17 protein-coding genes are annotated in these 19761 nt (G+C 58.3%); 2 read left to right on the top strand and 15 right to left on the bottom strand.

Going from position 1 to position 19761, the window contains the following annotated elements:
* Positions 1-21 precede the first annotated feature (21 nt).
* The 3 genes from htpG to QRN61_RS14445 all read right to left on the bottom strand — a co-directional run bounded on the left by htpG (position 22) and on the right by QRN61_RS14445 (position 2933).
* Positions 22-1926: a molecular chaperone HtpG gene (gene htpG / locus QRN61_RS14455; protein ID WP_285374065.1), complete on the bottom strand. Its 1905-nt coding sequence runs from the start codon at positions 1924-1926 to the stop codon at positions 22-24.
* Positions 1927-2007: 81 nt separating this feature from the next.
* On the bottom strand, positions 2008-2460 hold the full coding sequence (locus tag QRN61_RS14450) for a PaaI family thioesterase (protein ID WP_027614042.1): 453 nt from the start codon (positions 2458-2460) through the stop codon (positions 2008-2010).
* Positions 2457-2933: a PaaI family thioesterase gene (locus QRN61_RS14445; RefSeq protein WP_027614041.1), complete on the bottom strand. Its 477-nt coding sequence runs from the start codon at positions 2931-2933 to the stop codon at positions 2457-2459. Before QRN61_RS14445 ends, QRN61_RS14450 begins: the two co-directional genes overlap by 4 nt.
* Positions 2934-3091: 158 nt before the next feature.
* On the opposite strand from QRN61_RS14445, the gene QRN61_RS14440 reads away from it, so the two are divergent.
* Positions 3092-3328, top strand: a complete 237-nt coding sequence (locus tag QRN61_RS14440) for a hypothetical protein (protein WP_007962865.1) — start codon at positions 3092-3094, stop codon at positions 3326-3328.
* Positions 3329-3417: 89 nt separating this feature from the next.
* Here QRN61_RS14440 and QRN61_RS14435 read toward each other — a convergent pair whose 3' ends face one another.
* From QRN61_RS14435 to sdhC, 12 genes are all read right to left on the bottom strand, one after another.
* Complete coding sequence (locus QRN61_RS14435; RefSeq protein ID WP_007962864.1) at positions 3418-3819, bottom strand: MAPEG family protein; 402 nt, start codon at positions 3817-3819, stop codon at positions 3418-3420.
* Positions 3819-4556: a DUF599 domain-containing protein gene (locus QRN61_RS14430; RefSeq protein WP_027614039.1), complete on the bottom strand. Its 738-nt coding sequence runs from the start codon at positions 4554-4556 to the stop codon at positions 3819-3821. Before QRN61_RS14430 ends, QRN61_RS14435 begins: the two co-directional genes overlap by 1 nt.
* Before the next feature lie 195 nt (positions 4557-4751).
* Positions 4752-6065 (bottom strand): branched-chain amino acid transport system II carrier protein, encoded by a 1314-nt coding sequence (brnQ, locus tag QRN61_RS14425; protein WP_285374064.1) that lies wholly within the window; start codon positions 6063-6065, stop codon positions 4752-4754.
* A 388-nt stretch (positions 6066-6453) separates the two neighbouring features.
* Entirely contained in the window at positions 6454-7335 is an 882-nt protein-coding gene (gene sucD / locus QRN61_RS14420; protein ID WP_003223019.1) for a succinate--CoA ligase subunit alpha, read from the bottom strand.
* Positions 7335-8501: an ADP-forming succinate--CoA ligase subunit beta gene (sucC, locus tag QRN61_RS14415; RefSeq protein WP_003223015.1), complete on the bottom strand. Its 1167-nt coding sequence runs from the start codon at positions 8499-8501 to the stop codon at positions 7335-7337. The genes sucD and sucC overlap by 1 nt, the downstream gene beginning before the upstream one ends.
* 202 nt (positions 8502-8703) lie before the next feature.
* On the bottom strand, positions 8704-10140 hold the full coding sequence (lpdA, locus tag QRN61_RS14410) for a dihydrolipoyl dehydrogenase (protein WP_007962860.1): 1437 nt from the start codon (positions 10138-10140) through the stop codon (positions 8704-8706).
* A gap of 95 nt (positions 10141-10235) precedes the next feature.
* Positions 10236-11459, bottom strand: coding sequence for a 2-oxoglutarate dehydrogenase complex dihydrolipoyllysine-residue succinyltransferase (gene odhB, locus QRN61_RS14405; protein ID WP_041074387.1), 1224 nt, complete (start codon positions 11457-11459; stop codon positions 10236-10238).
* Positions 11460-11501: 42 nt separating this feature from the next.
* On the bottom strand, positions 11502-14333 hold the full coding sequence (locus QRN61_RS14400) for a 2-oxoglutarate dehydrogenase E1 component (protein ID WP_027614036.1): 2832 nt from the start codon (positions 14331-14333) through the stop codon (positions 11502-11504).
* 259 nt (positions 14334-14592) lie between these two features.
* Positions 14593-15297 (bottom strand): succinate dehydrogenase iron-sulfur subunit, encoded by a 705-nt coding sequence (locus QRN61_RS14395; protein WP_003223007.1) that lies wholly within the window; start codon positions 15295-15297, stop codon positions 14593-14595.
* Positions 15298-15308: 11 nt separating this feature from the next.
* Positions 15309-17081 (bottom strand): succinate dehydrogenase flavoprotein subunit, encoded by a 1773-nt coding sequence (gene sdhA, locus QRN61_RS14390; RefSeq protein ID WP_007962857.1) that lies wholly within the window; start codon positions 17079-17081, stop codon positions 15309-15311.
* A gap of 3 nt (positions 17082-17084) precedes the next feature.
* Complete coding sequence (gene sdhD, locus QRN61_RS14385; RefSeq protein ID WP_003222999.1) at positions 17085-17453, bottom strand: succinate dehydrogenase, hydrophobic membrane anchor protein; 369 nt, start codon at positions 17451-17453, stop codon at positions 17085-17087.
* Positions 17447-17821, bottom strand: a complete 375-nt coding sequence (gene sdhC / locus QRN61_RS14380) for a succinate dehydrogenase, cytochrome b556 subunit (RefSeq protein ID WP_016773673.1) — start codon at positions 17819-17821, stop codon at positions 17447-17449. Before sdhC ends, sdhD begins: the two co-directional genes overlap by 7 nt.
* 363 nt (positions 17822-18184) lie before the next feature.
* On the opposite strand from sdhC, the gene gltA reads away from it, so the two are divergent.
* Positions 18185-19474 carry a citrate synthase gene (gene gltA / locus QRN61_RS14375; protein WP_003222994.1) on the top strand — a complete coding sequence of 430 codons (1290 nt, stop codon included), beginning with the start codon at positions 18185-18187 and terminating at the stop codon, positions 19472-19474.
* Positions 19475-19761: the final 287 nt, after the last annotated feature.

The raw sequence follows: 19761 nt of genomic DNA, 5'->3' as shown, positions 1-19761 counted from the left end.
GCGGGTTTTTCTACAACGTGATCAAGCTGACAGTTCAACCAGCAGCTTGTTCAGACGGGTCACGTACGCGGCCGGGTCTTTCAAGCTTTCGCCAGCCGCCAGGGCGGCCTGATCGAAGAGGATGTGCGACAGGTCGCCAAAACGCCCTTCGTTCTGCTCGCCGTCGAGTTTCTCGATCAGCGGGTGGCTCGGGTTGAATTCGAAAATCGGCTTCGACTCCGGCACTTTCTGCCCGCTGGCTTCGAGGATCTGGCGCATTTGCAGGCCCAGGTCCTGTTCGCCGATGGCCAGAATGGCTGGCGAATCGGTCAGACGGTGAGAGACGCGAACCTCGGCAACGGAGTCGCCCAGCGCGGTTTTCAGGCGCTCGACCAGACCTTCTTTGGACTTGGCGACTTCTTCTGCAGCTTTCTTGTCCTCGTCCGAGTCCAGGTTACCCAGATCAAGATCACCGCGTGCCACGTCGACAAAGGTCTTGCCGTCGAATTCGCTGAGGTAGCTCATCAGCCACTCGTCGATGCGGTCGGTCAGCAGCAGCACTTCGATGCCTTTCTTGCGGAAGACTTCCAGGTGCGGGCTGTTCTTGACCTGCGCGTAGGTTTCGCCGGTGAGGTAGTAGATCTTGTCCTGACCTTCCTTGGCGCGCGCCAGGTAGTCAGCCAGACCGACAACTTGCTCGCCGTCGTCGCCTTGGGTCGATGCGAAACGCAGCAGACCGGCAATTTTTTCCTTGTTGGCGAAATCTTCTGCCGGGCCTTCTTTCATGACCTGACCGAAGTTTTTCCAGAAGCCCTTGTATTGCTCAGGCTCGTTCTTCGCCAGTTTTTCCAGCATGTCCAGCACGCGCTTGGTCAGCGCCGACTTCATCGAGTCGATGATCGGATCTTTCTGCAGGATTTCCCGCGACACGTTCAGCGACAGGTCGTTGGAATCGACCACGCCCTTGATGAAGCGCAGGTACAGCGGCAGGAACGACTCGGCCTGATCCATCACGAACACGCGCTGCACGTACAGCTTCAGGCCTTTCGGCGCTTCACGCTGGTACAGGTCGAACGGCGCACGGGCCGGCACGTACAGCAGCGAGCTGTACTCGAGCTTGCCTTCGACCTTGTTGTGGCTCCAGGCCAGCGGGTTTTCGAAGTCGTGAGCGATGTGCTTGTAGAACTCCTGGTATTCCTCGTCCTTCACTTCAGTGCGCGGACGGGTCCACAGGGCGCTGGCGCGGTTGACGGTTTCCCACTCAACGGCAGGCTTCTCTTCGCCTTCAGCGGCAGTGACTTCTTTCGGCAGCTCGATCGGCAGCGCGATGTGGTCGGAGTATTTCTTGATGATGTTGCGCAGACGCCAGCCGTCGGCGAACTCGTCTTCAGCGGATTTCAGGTGCAGGACGATGCGGGTGCCGCGCTCTGGCTTGTCGATGGTGGCGACTTCGAACTCGCCCTCGCCTTTCGACGACCAGTGCACGCCTTCGCTGGCAGGGGTGCCGGCGCGACGGGAATACACATCAACCTGGTCGGCAACGATGAACGCCGAATAGAAGCCGACACCGAATTGGCCGATCAGGTGCGAATCTTTCTTCTGATCGCCCGAGAGATTCTTCATGAAATCGGCGGTGCCCGACTTGGCGATGGTCCCCAGGTGGGTGATCACATCGTCACGGTTCATGCCGATACCGTTGTCTTCGAGGGTGACGGTCTTGGCGTCCTTGTCGAAGCTCACACGGATTTTCAGTTCAGCGCCACCTTCGAGCAACTCAGGCTTGGCCAGGGCTTCGAAGCGCAGCTTGTCGACAGCGTCAGAGGCGTTCGAGATCAATTCGCGAAGGAAGATTTCCTTGTTGGAATACAGCGAATGGATCATGAGGTGCAGCAGCTGCTTTACCTCGGTCTGGAAGCCCAGGGTTTCCTTTTGAGTTTCCACACTCATGGTCATCAAACTCCAATCAGATGGCAGTGGCCGCGACCTTGAGGGTCGGCGGCGGGTTGTTCACTGAGTTGGGGGCAGCGTTCAGGATTTCAAGGGCTCATCAATTTTGAAATGTGCACGTGCGGTGGCAATCGGTTCGCTCTCGGTGCTTTGCCAGGCCGTGATGGCGACGTTGGCCACGCGCCGCCCCTGGCGACAGACCTGACATTTGGCCCAAGTGTCGCGAAACTGCCCGGCGCGCAGATAATCCAGAGAAAAGTCGATGATCTTCGGCACCCCGGGCGAACCGGTGAAGATCAGCAAATGTAACGCGGCCGCCAGCTCCATGAACCCGGCAATCACCCCGCCATGGATCGCCGGCAATAAAGGGTTACCAATGTTGTCCTTGTTCGCCGGGAGCTTGAACAGCAATTCATCGCCGACCCGGGAACATTCGACGCCGATCAGCCCGGCGTAAGGAATTATCCGCAACAACGGCGCGTAATCGCCCTGAGCGTGAGCCTGCAGCAGCTGTTGCTTCCAGTCATCGCTCATCGATTCTCTCCTTTGACCTTGCCGCCAAATCCCTGGGTGCCTTTCAGGTTTTTGCCCATGCGCATGAAAGTGCCGACGACATGGGCGATCGGCTGATTCGGGTCATCCTGATAAGCAAAGCCGCGAGCGAAGATCACATCGGTGGTGACCCGGTAACACTGGGCAAAGCCATAGACGTCCTTGTTCGGCTCGGCGGCGTGCATGTAGTCGATACGCAGGTCCAGGGTCGGGCAGACTTCGAACTCCGCCAGCACGCACAACGTGGACATGCCGCACGCGGTGTCCATCAGCGAGGTAATGGCGCCGCCGTGGATGACCCCGGTCTGTGGATTGCCGACGATTTGCGCGTTGTACGGCAACCTCACCGTCAGCCCTTCGCTGCTGGCGCTGTGTACCGTCAAACCGAGCACCTGACAATGGCGCAGGGCCGAAAGAAATCGTGTCGCGCGCTCAAAAACGGGGTTTTCAGCCATTTGATAATTACTCTCGTTAGAGCCTTTTGCCAGTAGTAGGAAATGCCGCAAAAGTTCCACTAAAAAACAAACTTATATATCTGAACGAAATGAGGAACTTAACCTTTGGCGCTGCGCTCTTAAGGCCAGTAGTTATTTTCCATAAGGAGAAACACCCCATGCGTAAGACTTTAGCTATTGCCTTGATGTTGACCGCTTCCCTCGGTCTCGCTGCCTGCGATAAAAAATCCGAGGACAAAGCTCAAGATGCAAACCAACATGCTGAGCAAGCTCAGCAAGACATGAACAAAGCTCAGGATAAAGTGAACGACGCAGCAAAAGAAAACGCCGAAGCCGCCAAAGCTCAGGCTGAATCGAATCAAGCTGCTCAGGAAGAAGCTGCCAAGAAGCAATAATTGCGACTTAATGCAGAAAAAAGGAAACCCGCCAAGTGCGGGTTTTCTTTTGCCTGTGATTTTTTGTCAGTCTTGGCTTAGAAGCTTTCTTAGAGCAATACGGTTCTAAAAGTCGGACTAATCATCAGCAACAAACTGCAGATCAGGCCGACCAGCCACACCAGGCTGCGCAGGGATGGCTTATCCGCCAGGTATAACCACACGTAAAGAATTCGCGCGATCACAAAGATGATCGCCAGCGCATCGATCAACCAGCCTTGGGTTTGCGTGGTGTGCGCCATCAGCACACCCACGGCGAACAGGATGAACGCTTCGATGCAGTTCTGGTGCGCCGCCAGCGCCCGCGCGCCATAGCCAGTGAGTTGCGCCTGTTGTTGGCGCGGCAGGTGATTGTTGTAACCGCCCTGCTCTTTCATGGCTTTACCCACCGGCATGCGCGCGATGTAGATCAACAATGCACTGATAAACACACACCAGAACGGAATACTCATCAAGCAGCCTCTTTATTGGTTTCGGGCAATGGTGCCTCTGTAGGGGTATAGACCATCACATCCAGCACGTCGGAATGAAACTCGCGGCGGTACAACACGATGACCACCCCGGCACTCATCAACATGAACAGCCACGGGCTGACAAACCACGCCAGCATGCTCATGCCGAAGTAATAAGAACGCAGACCGAAGTTGAACTGGTTCGCCGCCATCGAAATCACTCGCGCCGCCCGCAGTGCGAACGCCTTGCGCTCCTGCTCCGAGACCTGACGCTCACCGATCATCGGCGCGGAACCGACCAGCACCGCAGCAAAGTTGTACTGACGCATGCACCAGCTGAACGTGAAGAACGCATAGACGAACACCAGCGCCAGACACAGCAACTTGATCTCCGACATGCCCTGCGATGCCTGCTGCACCATCGGGATATCCGCCAGCAACGACACGGCGCGCTCGGATGCACCGAGCACGGTGAGAATGCCGGCGAGGATGATCAGGGTGCTGGAGGCGAAGAACGAGGCGTTGCGCTCAAGATTGCCGATCACGCTGGCGTCGGCGATACGGTTGTCACGCAGCAGCATGCGGCGCATCCAGTCTTCGCGATACAGGTGCAGCACGCTGGCCAGACACGCGGTGTCGCGGGCCTTCCACGACGCATAACGGGTGTAGCCGCCCCAGCAGATGACAAACCAGAGCGCAGCCAGCAGGTGGATCAGATTGGCTTGGATGAACGACATGCAATTCCCTGTGGAGTATGGATGCTACCTGTGGGAGCGAGCCTGCTCGCTCCCACATTAAGACCTCGGCAGTGCTTCGACGTTAGCTCGCGGAAAAAGACACTGCCAGACGCCCATAAAAAATGCCCCGTATCGATTGATACGGGGCATTTCTGTTTAAGCGCTGAAGACCCGTTTGTGGCGGGTCAGACAACGTCAGGCAACAGCTTCGCTGCGCTTGCCCAGCAGGCGATCACAGACCACGGCGACCACCAGGGTCATCACGCATGGCACCAGCCACGCCAGACCCTGCTCGCTCAGCGGCAGGTGCGACAGCTGCGACGGCATCCAGTCAGCCAGACCGGCGCCCTTGAGCGCGTCGATGGTGCCGAACAGGAAAGATACCAGCATGACCGGGCCGAGGATCCGCCCGTGTTCATGCCAGAAGTCCTTGCAGAAGCTCAGAGCCACCAGAACGATGCACGGCGGGTAGATCGCCGTCAGCACCGGGATCGAGAACGCGATCAGCTTGGTCAGGCCCAGGTTGGACACCAGCAGCGAGAACGCGGCCAGGATGATCACCAGGGTCTTGTAGGACAGTGGCAGCACGCGGCTGAAGTATTCAGCGCAGGCGCAGGTCAGACCGACCGCCGTCACCAGGCACGCCAGCGAGATCAGCACCGCGAGGAAACCGCTGCCCAGCGAACCGAAGGTGTGTTGCACGTAAGCATGCAGCACCGCCGCACCGTTGGTGGCACCGACCGCGACTTCGTGGCTGCCGGAGCCGAGGCGGAACAGGCTGATGTACACCAGCGCCAGACCGACACCGGCGATGAGGCCGGCAATGATCGCGTAACGGGTGATCAGCGCAGGCGACTCGACGCCACGGGAGCGGATCGCGTTGACGATGACGATGCCGAACACCAGCGCGCCGAGGGCATCCATGGTCAGGTAACCATTGATGAAGCCCTGGGAGAACGGTGCCGCGACGTATTCCGGCGTGGCCTGACCGATATCCCCGGCCGGCAGGGCGAACGCGGCGATGCCGAGTACCGCCAGGGCGATGATTTTCAGCGGCGCGAGGAAACGCCCAACGGTATCGAGCAGACGGCCCGGATACAGCGAGATGAAGAACACCAGCAGGAAGTACACCGAGCTGTAGAGGAACAGCGCCAGAGGGCTTTCGCCGGTCAGCGGCGCCAGACCCACTTCGAACGACACGGTCGCGGTCCGCGGGGTGGCGAACAGCGGGCCGACCGCCAGGTAGCATGCCGCGGCGAGCACACCACCGGCGATCTTGCCGATCGGGCTGCTCAGCGCATCCATCGCACCACCGACCTTGGCCAGGGCGACGACGGTGACCACCGGCAGACCGACGGCCGTGATCAGAAAGCCCAGCGCCGCCATCCAGACATTAGGTCCGGACTGCAGGCCGACGATAGGCGGGAAAATGATGTTGCCGGCCCCGACGAACAGGGCAAATGTCATAAAGCCCAGTGCCAGGATGTCCTGACCTTTCAAAACTTTCATTAAGGAAATACCACACTACTGAATCGGAATTTAGAGGGGGATTTCCCTGTGGGGTTAGGGAAATGCTGTCAGTCCGTATAAGACTGACCCGTTTAGCGCGTTGCATGCCTTGTGGGCGGCAGACGCAAAAATGGCTGCTAGCCTAACGAATTTGTCTGACAAACGCACTGTTTGAGGGCGAACTATCCGATACACGACGTGTCTGTGTCGCGTTTACGCATTTAAATTTCATAAAAAAAGCAAAGATCAAAAGATCGCAGCCTTCGGCAGCTCCTACACAGGATCATCTGTAGGAGCTGCCGAAGGCTGCGATCTTTTGATCTTCAGAAACAACAAAGGCCACCCGAAGGTGGCCTTTGTCTGGTGAAGCGTCAGTCAAGCACGAGGCTTACTTGACCGCCCAACCGGTCAGCTCGGCCAGGGCCTTGCCGATGTCTGCCAGCGAACGCACGGTTTTTACGCCTGCGTCTTGCAGCGCAGCGAATTTCTCGTCTGCAGTGCCTTTGCCGCCAGAGATGATTGCGCCAGCATGGCCCATGCGCTTGCCCGGAGGAGCAGTCACACCAGCGATGTAGGAAACAACCGGCTTGGTCACGTGTGCCTTGATGTAGGCAGCCGCTTCTTCTTCAGCCGAACCGCCGATCTCGCCGATCATCACGATCGCTTCGGTCTTCGGGTCTTCCTGGAACAGCTTCAGGATGTCGATGAAGTTCGAACCCGGGATCGGGTCACCACCGATGCCGACGCAAGTCGACTGACCGAAACCGGCGTCAGTAGTCTGCTTCACAGCTTCGTAGGTCAGGGTGCCGGAACGCGAAACGATACCGACCTTGCCTGGCAAGTGAATGTGACCTGGCATGATGCCGATCTTGCATTCGCCTGGGGTGATCACGCCTGGGCAGTTAGGGCCGATCAGGGTAACACCCAGCTCGTCGCACTTAACTTTCGCGTCCAGCATGTCCAGGGTAGGAATGCCTTCGGTGATGCAGACGATCAGCTTGATGCCGCCGAACGCTGCTTCCAGGATCGAGTCCTTGCAGAAAGGAGCCGGAACGTAGATCACGCTGGCGGTAGCGCCAGTGGCAGCAACTGCGTCTTTGACGGTATTGAACACTGGCAGACCCAGGTGCTCGGTGCCGCCTTTGCCCGGAGTTACACCACCAACCATCTTGGTGCCGTATTCGATGGCTTGCTGGGTGTGGAAACTACCTTGCGAGCCGGTAATACCCTGGCAGATAACTTTGGTGTCTTTATTGATCAGGACGCTCATTATTTGCCCTCCGCAGCTTTGACAACTTGTTGAGCAGCGTCGGTCAGGCTGGTAGCAGCGATGATGTTCAAACCGCTTTCTGCCAGTACTTTAGCGCCCAGCTCAGCGTTGTTGCCTTCAAGGCGAACAACAACCGGGATTTTCACGCCGACTTCTTTCACGGCGCCGATGATGCCTTCGGCAATCATGTCGCAGCGAACGATGCCGCCGAAGATGTTGACCAGTACTGCAGCGACATTGGTGTCGGACAGGATGATCTTGAAGGCTTCGGTCACGCGCTCTTTGGTAGCACCACCACCTACGTCGAGGAAGTTGGCTGGCTTGCCGCCGTGCAGGTTGACGATGTCCATGGTACCCATGGCCAGGCCGGCACCGTTGACCATGCAGCCGATGTTGCCTTCCAGGGCTACGTAGTTCAGTTCGAACTTGGCAGCGTGCGCTTCGCGCGGATCGTCTTGCGACGGATCGTGGAAAGTCTTCAGCTTAGGCTGACGGTACATGGCGTTGGCGTCGATGTTGATCTTGGCGTCCAGGCAGTGCAGATCGCCGTCAGCCTTGATCACCAGCGGGTTCACTTCCAGCAGGGCCAGATCGTGATCCTGGAACAGTTTGGCCAGACCAACGAAGATCTTGGCGAACTGGGCAACTTGCTTGCCTTCCAGACCCAGTTGGAACGCCAGCTCGCGACCCTGGAATGGCTGAGCGCCAACCAGTGGATCGATAGTGGCTTTGAGAATTTTTTCTGGAGTGTCGTGAGCGATTTTCTCGATGTCCACGCCACCTTCGGTGGAAGCCATGAACACGATGCGACGGCTCGAACGGTCAACGACAGCGCCCAGGTACAGCTCTTTAGCGATATCAGTGCACGATTCAACCAGGATCTTGGTGACTGGCTGACCATTGGCGTCAGTCTGGTAAGTCACCAGACGCTTGCCCAGCCACTGCTGTGCGAAGGCCTTGGCGTCTTCTTTGTTGCGAACCAGCTTGACGCCGCCCGCTTTACCGCGACCACCGGCGTGGACCTGGGCTTTGACAACCCACTCGCTGCCGCCGATTTTGTCGCAAGCTTCTGCTGCTGCTTCCGGGGTGTCTACTGCGTAACCAGTGGAAACTGGCAGGCCGTATTCAGCGAACAGCTGCTTACCCTGATACTCGTGAAGATTCATGCTTTTTACCGTCTTCGTTAGGTACTGCGCATTCGGCGCTGCGCTCTTGATGAGTGCCGCGCCACCTGTGACTGCTGCTTGCGTAGCCTTTCCGGATACCCGGTGCAGCTACGCAAGACTGCGTCCAGCGGACATTCCGCGGTGAGACTTGCTCGCAAGGCTCACGACGGGCCGTTACCGCCGTGGTTTCTTATTGTGTGTCTTAACGCTTCTTGCGGTTGGCAATGTGGATGGCGCCGCCATTCACAGCCAGAGCAGCTTCGTGCAAGGCTTCAGACAGGGTCGGATGGGAGAAAACCATCATGCCCAGGTCTTCAGCGCTGGTGCCGAATTCCATACCGATCGCGCCCTGCTGAACCAGTTCTGCAGCGCTCGGGCCAATCACGTGCACGCCCAATACGCGGTCGGTCTTGGCATCAGCGATGACCTTGACGAAACCACCGGTATCGTTGGCGGCCATGGCACGGCCGGAAGCGGCGAACGGGAAGGTGCCGACGTTAACTTCAACGCCTTCGGCTTTCAAGGCCTGCTCGGTTTTGCCAACCCACGCGATTTCCGGGTGAGTATAAATAACCGAAGGGATCAGGTCATAGTTCATCTGAGCCTTGTGGCCCTTGATGCGCTCGACAACCATGATGCCCTCTTCCGAAGCCTTGTGCGCCAGCATCATGCCGCGAACCACGTCACCGATGGCGTAAACGCCCGGTACGGTGGTGGCGCAGTGATCGTCAACGTGCACGAAACCGCGCTCGTCCAGGGTCACGCCGCTGTCGGCAGCCAGCAGATCAGTGGTCACCGGACGGCGACCAACGGCTACGATCAGCTTGTCGAAAGTGATGGACTGTTCGCCGTTGGCATCGGTGTAGTTAACAACGACTTCGTCGCCGTTCACTTTCGAACCGGTTACGCGAGCACCCAGCTTGATGTCCAGACCTTGCTTGGTCAGGGTTTTCAGCGCTTCCTTGGAAACAGCGGTGTCCGCTGCCATCAGGAAGGTGTCCAGTGCTTCGAGGACAACCACTTCGGAACCCAGACGCGACCACACCGAACCCAGTTCCAGACCGATCACGCCAGCGCCGATCACGCCCAGACGCTTAGGTACGGATTGGAATTCCAGAGCACCAGTCGAATCGACGATGACTTTCTGATCGACCGGAGCCGGCGGAATGTCGATCGGACGCGAACCTGGAGCCAGGATGACGTTTTCGGCTTCGATGACTTCAACCGAACCGTCCGGCTTGGTGACTTCGACTTTCTTGCCAGCCAGCAGCTTGCCGTGGCCCTGGATCGAAGTAACGCCGTTGGCCTTGAACAGAGTGGCAACGCCGCCGGTCAGGTTCTTGACGATGCCAGCCTTGCGGCCAACCATCGCAGCGACGTCCATTTTGACTTCGCCGGTCGAGATACCGTGAACGTTGAAGCTCTCTTTGGCTTCCTTGTACTTCCAGGAGCTGTCCAGCAGCGCCTTGGACGGAATGCAGCCGACGTTCAGGCAAGTACCGCCGAGGGCCTGTTTGCCTTCAGCGTCGGTGTACTTCTCGATGCAGGCAGTGGTGAGACCCAGCTGCGCGGCCTTGATGGCAGCTACATAGCCGCCAGGGCCGGCACCGATCACTACTACGTCAAATTTCTGCGACATTCAAAAAATCCTCTTTAGCGAAAAGCTTCAAGCCGCGCGCTGCGGGCCGTACCGCCGTTGCCGACGGTACGGCCCGCAGCGCATGGCTGCTTCTATCAGATATCCAGCAACAGACGAGCCGGATCTTCCAGCAGGTTCTTGATGGTCACCAGGAAGGTTACAGCTTCTTTGCCATCGATCAGACGGTGATCGTAGGACAGTGCCAGGTACATCATCGGACGGATCACGACCTGACCGTTGATGGCCATAGGACGCTGGATGATGTTGTGCATGCCCAGAATCGCTGCCTGCGGCGGGTTGACGATCGGGGTCGACATCATCGAACCGAAGGTACCACCGTTGGTGATGGTGAAGGTACCGCCGGTCATCTCTTCCATCGACAGTTTGCCGTCACGGGCTTTCTTGCCGAACGTGGCGATGCCGCCTTCGATTTCAGCCAGGCTCATCAGCTCGGCGTTACGCAGAACCGGAACGACCAGACCACGGTCGCTGGAAACCGCAACACCGATGTCGGCGTAGCCGTGGTAAACGATGTCCGCACCGTCGATCGAAGCGTTGACCGCCGGGAAGCGTTTCAGCGCTTCGGTGGCAGCCTTGACGAAGAACGACATGAAGCCCAGGCGTACGCCGTTGTGGGACTTCTCGAACAGGTCCTTGTACTTCGAACGCAGCGCCATGACTTCGGTCATGTCGACTTCGTTGAAAGTGGTCAGCATTGCCATGTTCGACTGGGCTTCAACCAGACGCTCGGCAACCTTGGCACGCAGACGGGTCATCGGTACGCGCTTCTCAACGCGGTCACCGGCAGCGAATACCGGAGCAGCAGCGGCTGGAGCAGCGGCTTTTGCAGGAGCCGCAGCCGGAGCGGCTTTCTTCGCGGCTACAGCAGCGACCACGTCTTCCTTGGTCACACGACCGCCTTTGCCGGTACCGGCAACGGAAGCGATGTTGATGCCGTTTTCTTCAGCCAGCTTGCGCGCAGCCGGAGCAGCAACAGGATCGTCTTCGCCTTCGGCAGCAGCCGGGGCAGCGGCAGCAGCGGCCGGAGCAGCCGCGGCGGCTGGAGCAGCGGCAGCAGCGCCGCCTTCAACGATGGAGCCCAGGACTTCGTCGGACAGAACGGTGTCGCCTTCGTTCTTGACGATTGCGCCCAGCACGCCGTCGGCGGTAGCCAGCACTTCCAGTACGACTTTGTCGGTTTCGATGTCGACGATCAGTTCGTCACGCTTGACGGCGTCGCCCGGTTGTTTGTGCCAGGTGGCAACGGTGCCATCGGCAACCGATTCCGGGAAAGTGGGGGCTTTGATCTCGATAGCCATTATCTGTGGTTCCTTAAATTCGGTTTCAGGTGCGCGAAGGCGTTAAACGGTAAACGCGTCTTGCAGCAGTTTTTCCTGCTGCTCGGCGTGCATCGATGCGTAACCACATGCTGGGGCAGCAGAAGCCTCGCGGCCCGCGTACTCGAGTACGAGAGACTTGTCGAGGTTACCGATGCTGCGACGCAGGTGGTGCTGGCTGCAGTACCAGGCGCCCTGGTTCATCGGCTCTTCCTGACACCACACGGCATGCTTGACGTTGGTGTAAGGCGCCAGGACTTCTTTCAAGTCGTCCTCAGGGAATGGATACAGCTGCTCGATACGCACGATGGCGATATCGTCACGGCCTTCGGCACGACGTTTTTCCAGCAGGTCGTAGTAGACCTTGCCGCTACACAGAACAACGCGCTCGACCTTTTTCGGGTCCAGGGCATCGATTTCCGGGATCACGGTCTGGAACGAACCTTCAGCCAGATCTTCCAGGGTCGAGACGGCCAGCTTGTGGCGCAGCAGCGACTTAGGCGTCAGCACTACCAAAGGTTTGCGCAGCGGGCGAATCACCTGACGACGCAGCAAGTGGTAGATCTGGGCCGGGGTGGTCGGCATGCACACCTGAATGTTGTGCTCGGCGCACAGCTGCAGGTAACGCTCAAGACGAGCCGAGCTGTGCTCAGGACCCTGACCTTCGTAGCCGTGTGGCAACAGCATGGTCAGACCGCAGAGACGGCCCCACTTGTGTTCGCCGCTGGTGATGAACTGGTCGATAACAACCTGTGCACCGTTGGCGAAGTCGCCGAACTGGGCTTCCCAGATCACCAGCGCGTTTGGCGTGGTGGTCGAGTAGCCGTATTCGAAGGCCAGTACCGCTTCTTCCGAGAGGAACGAGTCGTACAGGTCAAAGCGTGGCTGACCGTCGTACAGGTTCTGCAGCGGAATGTAGGTGCCCGCGTCTTTCTGATTGTGCAGCACAGCGTGACGGTGCGAGAACGTACCGCGGCCGATGTCCTGACCGGTCATGCGGATCGGGTGACCTTCGAACGCCAGGGTCGCGTACGCCATGGTTTCGGCGTAACCCCAGTTGATCGGAAGGCCGCCGGCTTGCATCTTCTGACGGTCTTCGTAGATCTTCGCGACCTGACGCTGAACCACGAAGCCTTCCGGAATTTCCAGCAGCTTGGCGGACAGTTCCTGCAGGGTCTTTAGGTCGAAACGCGTGTCGTGACGCGCAGTCCAGGCGTGGCCCAGATACGGACGCCAGTCCACGAACAGCTCTTTGTTCGGCTCTTTGACCAGCGATTTCACTACGTGCAGACCGTTGTCCAGCGCGTTGCGGTACTCGTCGACCTTGGCCTGAACACGTTCAGCGTCCAGTACACCGGCCTGAGTCAGGCGATCAGCGTACAGCTCACGGGTGGTGCGCTGCTTGGTGATCTGCTGATACATCAGCGGCTGGGTGCCGCTTGGCTCGTCGGCCTCGTTGTGGCCGCGACGACGGTAGCAGACCAGGTCGATCACCACGTCACGCTTGAACTGCATGCGGTAATCGATGGCCAGCTGGGTCACGAACAGCACGGCTTCCGGATCATCACCATTCACATGGAGGATCGGCGCCTGGATCATCTTCGCAACGTCGGTGGCGTACTCGGTGGAACGCGAGTCCAACGGGTTGCTGATGGTGAAACCCACCTGGTTGTTGATCACGATGTGCACGGTACCGCCGGTCTTGAAACCGCGGGTCTGCGACATCTGGAAGGTTTCCATGACCACGCCCTGACCTGCGAATGCAGCGTCACCGTGGATGGAGATCGGCAGCACCTTCTCACCGGTCGGGTCGTTACGACGATCCTGACGGGCGCGAACCGAACCTTCTACCACCGGGGAAACGATTTCCAGGTGGGACGGGTTGAACGCCATGGCCAGGTGAACTTCACCGCCGGTGGTCATCACGTTGGACGAGAAGCCCTGGTGGTATTTGACGTCACCGGAACCCAGCTCGACCTTCTTCTTGCCTTCGAACTCGTCGAACAGCTCGCGCGGGTTCTTGCCGAAGGTGTTGACCAGCACGTTCAGACGGCCACGGTGGGCCATGCCGATGACGACTTCCTTGGTGCCGTAGGAACCGGAACGCTGGATCAGCTCGTCGAGCATCGGGATCAGGCTTTCGCCGCCTTCCAGACCGAAACGCTTGGTGCCCGGGTATTTGGTGCCCAGGTATTTTTCCAGGCCTTCACCGGCAGTCACGCGCTCAAGCAGGTGGCTCTTGATGTCGGCGGAGTACGTCGGACGACCACGCACGCTTTCCAGACGCTGCTGGAACCACTGGCGCTGCTCGGAATCGGTGATGTGCGTAAATTCAGCGCCGATGGTGCGGCAATATGTCTGCTGCAACGCTTCGTGAATTTCGCGTAGGCTCGCTTCCTCTTTGCCGATGAACAGGTCGCCGGCACGGAAGGTCGTATCAAGATCGGCATTGGTCAAGCCGTAATGATTGATCGACAGGTCTGCAGGTGCAGGACGCTGCCACAGCCCCAGCGGGTCAAGCTGGGCTGCCTGGTGGCCACGCATACGGTAGGCCTGGATCAATCGCAGCACTTCAACTTGCTTCTTCTCGTGCTCACTGCTCACGCTCCCGGCGGAAACCGGTTGGGCGCGGCGCTGGTTCTTTGCCAGCAGCACGAAATGATCGCGAATTGTGGAGTGCGAAACATCAGTGGCAGAGCTGCCGTCGGCAGGCAGCTTCTGAAAGTAGGTGCGCCACTCTTCTGGCACAGCGTTAGGGTCGTGCAGGTAGAGCTCATAAAGCTCTTCCACATAGGCAGCGTTTCCACCTGAAAGGTAGGCGCTGTTCCACATGCGCTGCATCACGCTTTCTTGCATGCTTGGTCACCCTCGGTTAGGGGAACACCATCGGCGTCAATACCGAGCAAACTTGCAGAAGTCCGAATGCAGCGACCAAAACAAGCCACTTAGGATCACGCTGATAGTCCGGGTACCAGCCCGGATGCCCCTGCTTGTCTCATTTCTTCAAAATAAGAGCTGCAGCTTGTGGCTACTGCTCTGGTTATAGCCATGACGCGGGTTGAAGCCCGCGCCACAGCCTCTTCGTTACAGCGGTTCTACGGTTACAGCAGCTGAATCACACGCCGCTCGAAAGCAGCATGTTACGGATGTGACCGATGGCCTTAGTCGGGTTCAGGCCTTTCGGACATACGTTGACGCAGTTCATGATGCCCCGGCAGCGGAAGACGCTGAACGGGTCATCGAGCGAAGCCAGACGCTCGGACGTCTTGGTGTCACGGCTGTCTGCCAGGAAGCGGTACGCTTGCAGCAGGGCAGCTGGACCCAGGAACTTGTCCGGGTTCCACCAGAAGGACGGGCACGAGGTCGAGCAGCAGGCGCACAGGATGCACTCGTACAGACCGTCGAGCTTTTCACGCTCTTCAGGGGACTGCAGACGCTCGATGGCCGGAGCCGGCGTGTCGTTCTGCAGGTAAGGCTTAACCTTCTCGTATTGCTTGTAGAAGATGCTCATATCGACAACCAGGTCACGGATGACCGGCAAACCTGGCAGCGGACGAACGATCAACTTGTTGCCTTTTACAACAGCGGACAGCGGCGTGATGCACGCCAGGCCGTTCTTGCCGTTGATGTTCATGCCGTCGGAGCCGCAGACGCCTTCACGGCAAGAGCGACGATAGGAGAAACCCTCGTCCTGCTCTTTGATCAGGGCCAGCACGTCCAGCACCATCAGGTCTTTACCACCGGTATCGACCTGGAATTCCTGCATGAACGGCGCAGCGTCCTGATCAGGGTTGTAGCGATAAACACTGACTTGCAACATGGCGATCACCCTTAATAAGTCCGGACTTTAGGTTCGAAAGTCGGAACAGTCTTCGGCGAGAAGTTTACGGCACGCTTGGCGACGCGCTTCTCACCCGGGAAGTACAGGGTGTGGCACAGCCAGTTTTCGTCGTCACGGTCTTCGAAGTCTTCACGGGCGTGAGCGCCGCGGGACTCTTTACGTACTTCGGCCGCGATGGCGGTAGCTTCAGCCACTTCCAGCAGGTTTTGCAGTTCCAGAGCTTCGATACGCGCGGTGTTGAACGCTTGCGACTTATCGTTGATCTTCACGTTGGCGATGCGCTTGCGCAGATCGGCCAGCTGAGCGATACCCTTCTGCATGTATTCGCCAGTGCGGAATACACCGAAGTAGTTCTGCATGCAGCTTTGCAGCTCGCGACGCAGGGTAGCCACGTCTTCGCCATCGGTACGGCCGTTCAGCGCGTTCAGACGCGACAGGGCAGCTTCGATGTCGGCTTCGGTAGCGTCGTCGTATTCGATGCCGTCGGTCAGCGCCTTTTCCAGGTGCAGGCCGGCAGCGCGGCCGAATACCACCAGGTCGAGCAGCGAGTTGCCGCCCAGACGGTTGGCACCGTGTACCGATACGCAAGCCACTTCACCTACGGCGAACAGACCAGGAATGATCTGATCCACGCCTTCGGCGTTCTGGGTGATCGCCTGACCATGAATGTTGGTGGCAACGCCGCCCATCATGTAGTGGCAGGTCGGAACAACCGGAACCGGAGCAACCACCGGGTCAACGTGTGCGAAAGTCTTCGACAGTTCGCAGATACCTGGCAGACGGCTGTGCAGCACTTCCTCGCCCAAGTGGTCGAGTTTGAGCATTACGTGGTCGCCATTCGGACCGCAACCGTTGCCGGCGATGATTTCTTTAACCATCGAGCGGGCAACCACGTCACGACCAGCCAGGTCCTTCGCGTTCGGAGCATAACGCTCCATGAAACGCTCGCCGTGCTTGTTGATCAGGTAACCACCTTCACCACGGCAACCTTCGGTCACCAGTACACCGGCGCCGGCGATGCCGGTCGGGTGGAACTGCCACATTTCGATGTCTTGTACCGGCACGCCAGCACGCAGCGCCATGCCAACGCCGTCACCGGTGTTGATCAGGGCGTTGGTGGTGGAGGCGTAGATACGGCCAGCACCGCCAGTAGCCAGTACGGTGGCCTTGGCGCGAATGTACGAAGTTTCGCCGGTTTCGATGCAGATCGCGATCACGCCGACGAACTCGCCTTCCTGGTTTTTCACCAGGTCGACAGCATAGTACTCGTTCAGGAACGTGGTGCCGGCTTTCAGGTTGCCCTGATAAAGGGTGTGCAGCAGCGCGTGACCGGTACGGTCGGACGCTGCGCAGGTACGGGCAGCCTGACCACCTTTACCGTAGTCCTTGGACTGACCACCGAACGGACGCTGGTAGATACGGCCTTGCTCGGTACGCGAGAACGGCAGACCCATGTGGTCCAGCTCGAAAACGGCCGCCGGGCCTTCCTGACACATGTATTCGATAGCGTCCTGGTCACCGATGTAGTCGGAACCCTTGACGGTATCGTACATGTGCCAGCGCCAGTCATCGTTCGGGTCAGCGGACGCGATCGCGCAGGTGATGCCGCCCTGGGCGGATACAGTGTGCGAACGGGTCGGGAAAACCTTGGTGATCACCGCAGTCTTGTGACCGCCCTGCGCCAGCTGCAGCGCAGCGCGCATGCCGGCACCGCCACCACCAATAATGATGGCGTCGAAAGAAATCGTTGGAATGTTAGCCATGACTCAGATACCCCAGAGAATCTGCACACCCCAGACGAAGTAAGCGAACATCGCAACGCCGCATACTGCCTGGAAAAGGAAACGTATAGCCGTCGCGGACTTGCCGAACGCCATTGGCGTCAGGTAGTCAGTCGCGATGGTCCACATGCCGACCCAGGCGTGAGCGCCGAGAGCAACAAGGGCCAGGAGGCTGAAAATACGCATCCCGTTGTGGGCGAACAGTTCATGCCACTGGGCGTACTCGAGGCCTGGGTGGGCCACGACGTATCCGATCAGAAAAATGAAGTAAGCCGCGAGAACGACCGCCGACACACGTTGCGCCATCCAGTCATAGAGGCCCGAACGCGAGAGGTTCGTGACGTTAGTTACCATATCCAGACTCCTGCCAGAACGATTACCACCACGGAAACGGCGATAACGATTTTCGAGCCCAGCTTGCCGCCTTCCAGCGTCTCACCGATGCCCATGTCCATGATCAAATGGCGCACACCGGCAACCAGGTGATACAGCAGAGCGGACAGGATGCCCCAAATCACTAGCTTGGCTAGCGGACTGGTCAGACACGCTTTCACCTGACCGAAGCCTTCCTCGGAGCTCAGCGACTTGTCCAATGCGTAAAGCATGATGGCAAGGCACACGAAGAGGATGACACCGGAGATACGGTGAAGAATGGACGTGTAAGCAGTGACTGGGAGTTTGATGGTCCTTAGGTCTAGGTTTACAGGTCGTTGGCTTTTCACGGCTTTTTTTTCACACTGAAGAGCCCCTAACAATCAGGGCAAAGTTGTTGGGGAGTGCACTGGTCAGGTAACCACCACCCAGGGATGCGACCCCCAATGAAAGCAAGCCCAAAAGCCCTTGGCGGTCGGTGGCCGAGTATAGACAGTTAGGCTACTAATGACAACGCAATCACCTACCCCCAATAGCTGATTGCACAAGTCGCATAAAAGGCGTAAATGGCAGTCAATTTCGAGGAAAAAGTGCGCTTAAAGCCTTCTGGAGCAAGACTTTAGGCAAATTGACATTCGAATTTATCTCACTATAGTGGTGCGGGCCCTGCGTGGGGGGTCTGTCTGATGGTTCAAGCATAAATAGGAGGCCACATGGCTGACAAAAAAGCGCAGTTGATCATCGAGGGCGCAGCCCCCGTCGAGCTGCCCATTTTAACCGGCACCGTTGGTCCCGATGTAATCGATGTTCGGGGCCTGACGGCCACGGGCCGCTTCACTTTCGACCCGGGTTTCATGTCGACCGCCTCGTGCGAATCGAAGATCACCTATATCGACGGCGACAACGGCATTCTGTTGCACCGCGGCTACCCGATCGAACAGCTGGCTGAAAAGTCGGACTACCTGGAAACCTGCTACCTGCTGCTCAACGGCGAATTGCCGACTGCAGAACAGAAGGCCCAGTTCGTCAGCACCGTGAAAAACCACACCATGGTTCACGAGCAGCTGAAAACCTTCTTCAACGGCTTCCGTCGCGACGCCCACCCGATGGCCGTCATGTGCGGCGTAGTCGGCGCCCTCTCGGCCTTCTACCACGATTCCCTGGACATCAATAACCCGCAGCATCGCGAAATCTCCGCGATCCGTCTGGTTGCCAAGATGCCAACCCTGGCAGCGATGGTTTACAAGTACTCCATGGGCCAACCCATGATGTACCCGCGCAACGACCTGACGTACGCGGAAAACTTCCTGCACATGATGTTCAACACCCCGTGCGAGATCAAACCGATCAGCCCGGTACTCGCCAAGGCCATGGACCGGATCTTCATCCTCCACGCCGACCACGAGCAGAACGCATCGACCTCCACCGTGCGTCTGGCGGGCTCTTCGGGTGCCAACCCGTTCGCCTGTATCGCCGCCGGTATCGCCGCACTGTGGGGCCCTGCCCACGGCGGTGCGAACGAAGCCGTTCTGACCATGCTTGACGAGATTGGCGATGTGTCCAACATCGACAAGTTCATCGCCAAGGCCAAGGACAAGAACGATCCGTTCAAACTGATGGGCTTCGGTCACCGCGTTTACAAGAACCGCGATCCGCGCGCGACTGTCATGAAGCAGACCTGCGACGAAGTACTGAAGGAACTGGGCATCAACAACGATCCGCAACTCGAACTGGCCATGCGCCTGGAAGAGATCGCGCTGACCGACCCGTACTTCATCGAGCGCTCGCTGTATCCGAACGTCGACTTCTACTCGGGGATCATCCTCAAGGCGATCGGCATTCCGACCAGCATGTTCACCGTGATCTTCGCTCTGGCGCGTACTGTGGGCTGGATCTCGCACTGGAAAGAAATGCTCTCCAGCCCGTACAAGATTGGCCGTCCGCGCCAGTTGTACACTGGCTACGAGTCGCGTGATATCACCAAGCTGGAAGACCGCAAATAAGGCTTGTCTTGCGATAACGTCTTTGAGTTGTATCGGGAACGGCCTCTTATATAGAGGCCGTTTTTGTTTGTCTGGTCGCAGCGGCCTTCGGGCCGACTGTTTTTTGGCTTTTGTGGGCATATCCGTTGCTGCGGGGGTTGCTGATTACGGTTCCGCCCTTACGGCGGGTCACTTTTTCCAAACGCCGAAAAAGTAACCAAAAAGGCTTCCCCCGGCGTACGGCACTTCGCTGAGGCTCAGTGTTCCCTCGCTACGGTGTCCATCCGGGGGCATCGCCTCCGGTTTGC

Origin of the sequence: Pseudomonas sp. lyk4-TYG-107 (assembly GCF_030209055.1) — a bacterium.
GTDB classification, from domain to species: domain Bacteria; phylum Pseudomonadota; class Gammaproteobacteria; order Pseudomonadales; family Pseudomonadaceae; genus Aquipseudomonas; species Aquipseudomonas putida_A.
The sequence above is the reverse complement of the archived record's forward strand: the minus strand, read 5'-3'. Positions and strand labels throughout refer to the sequence as shown.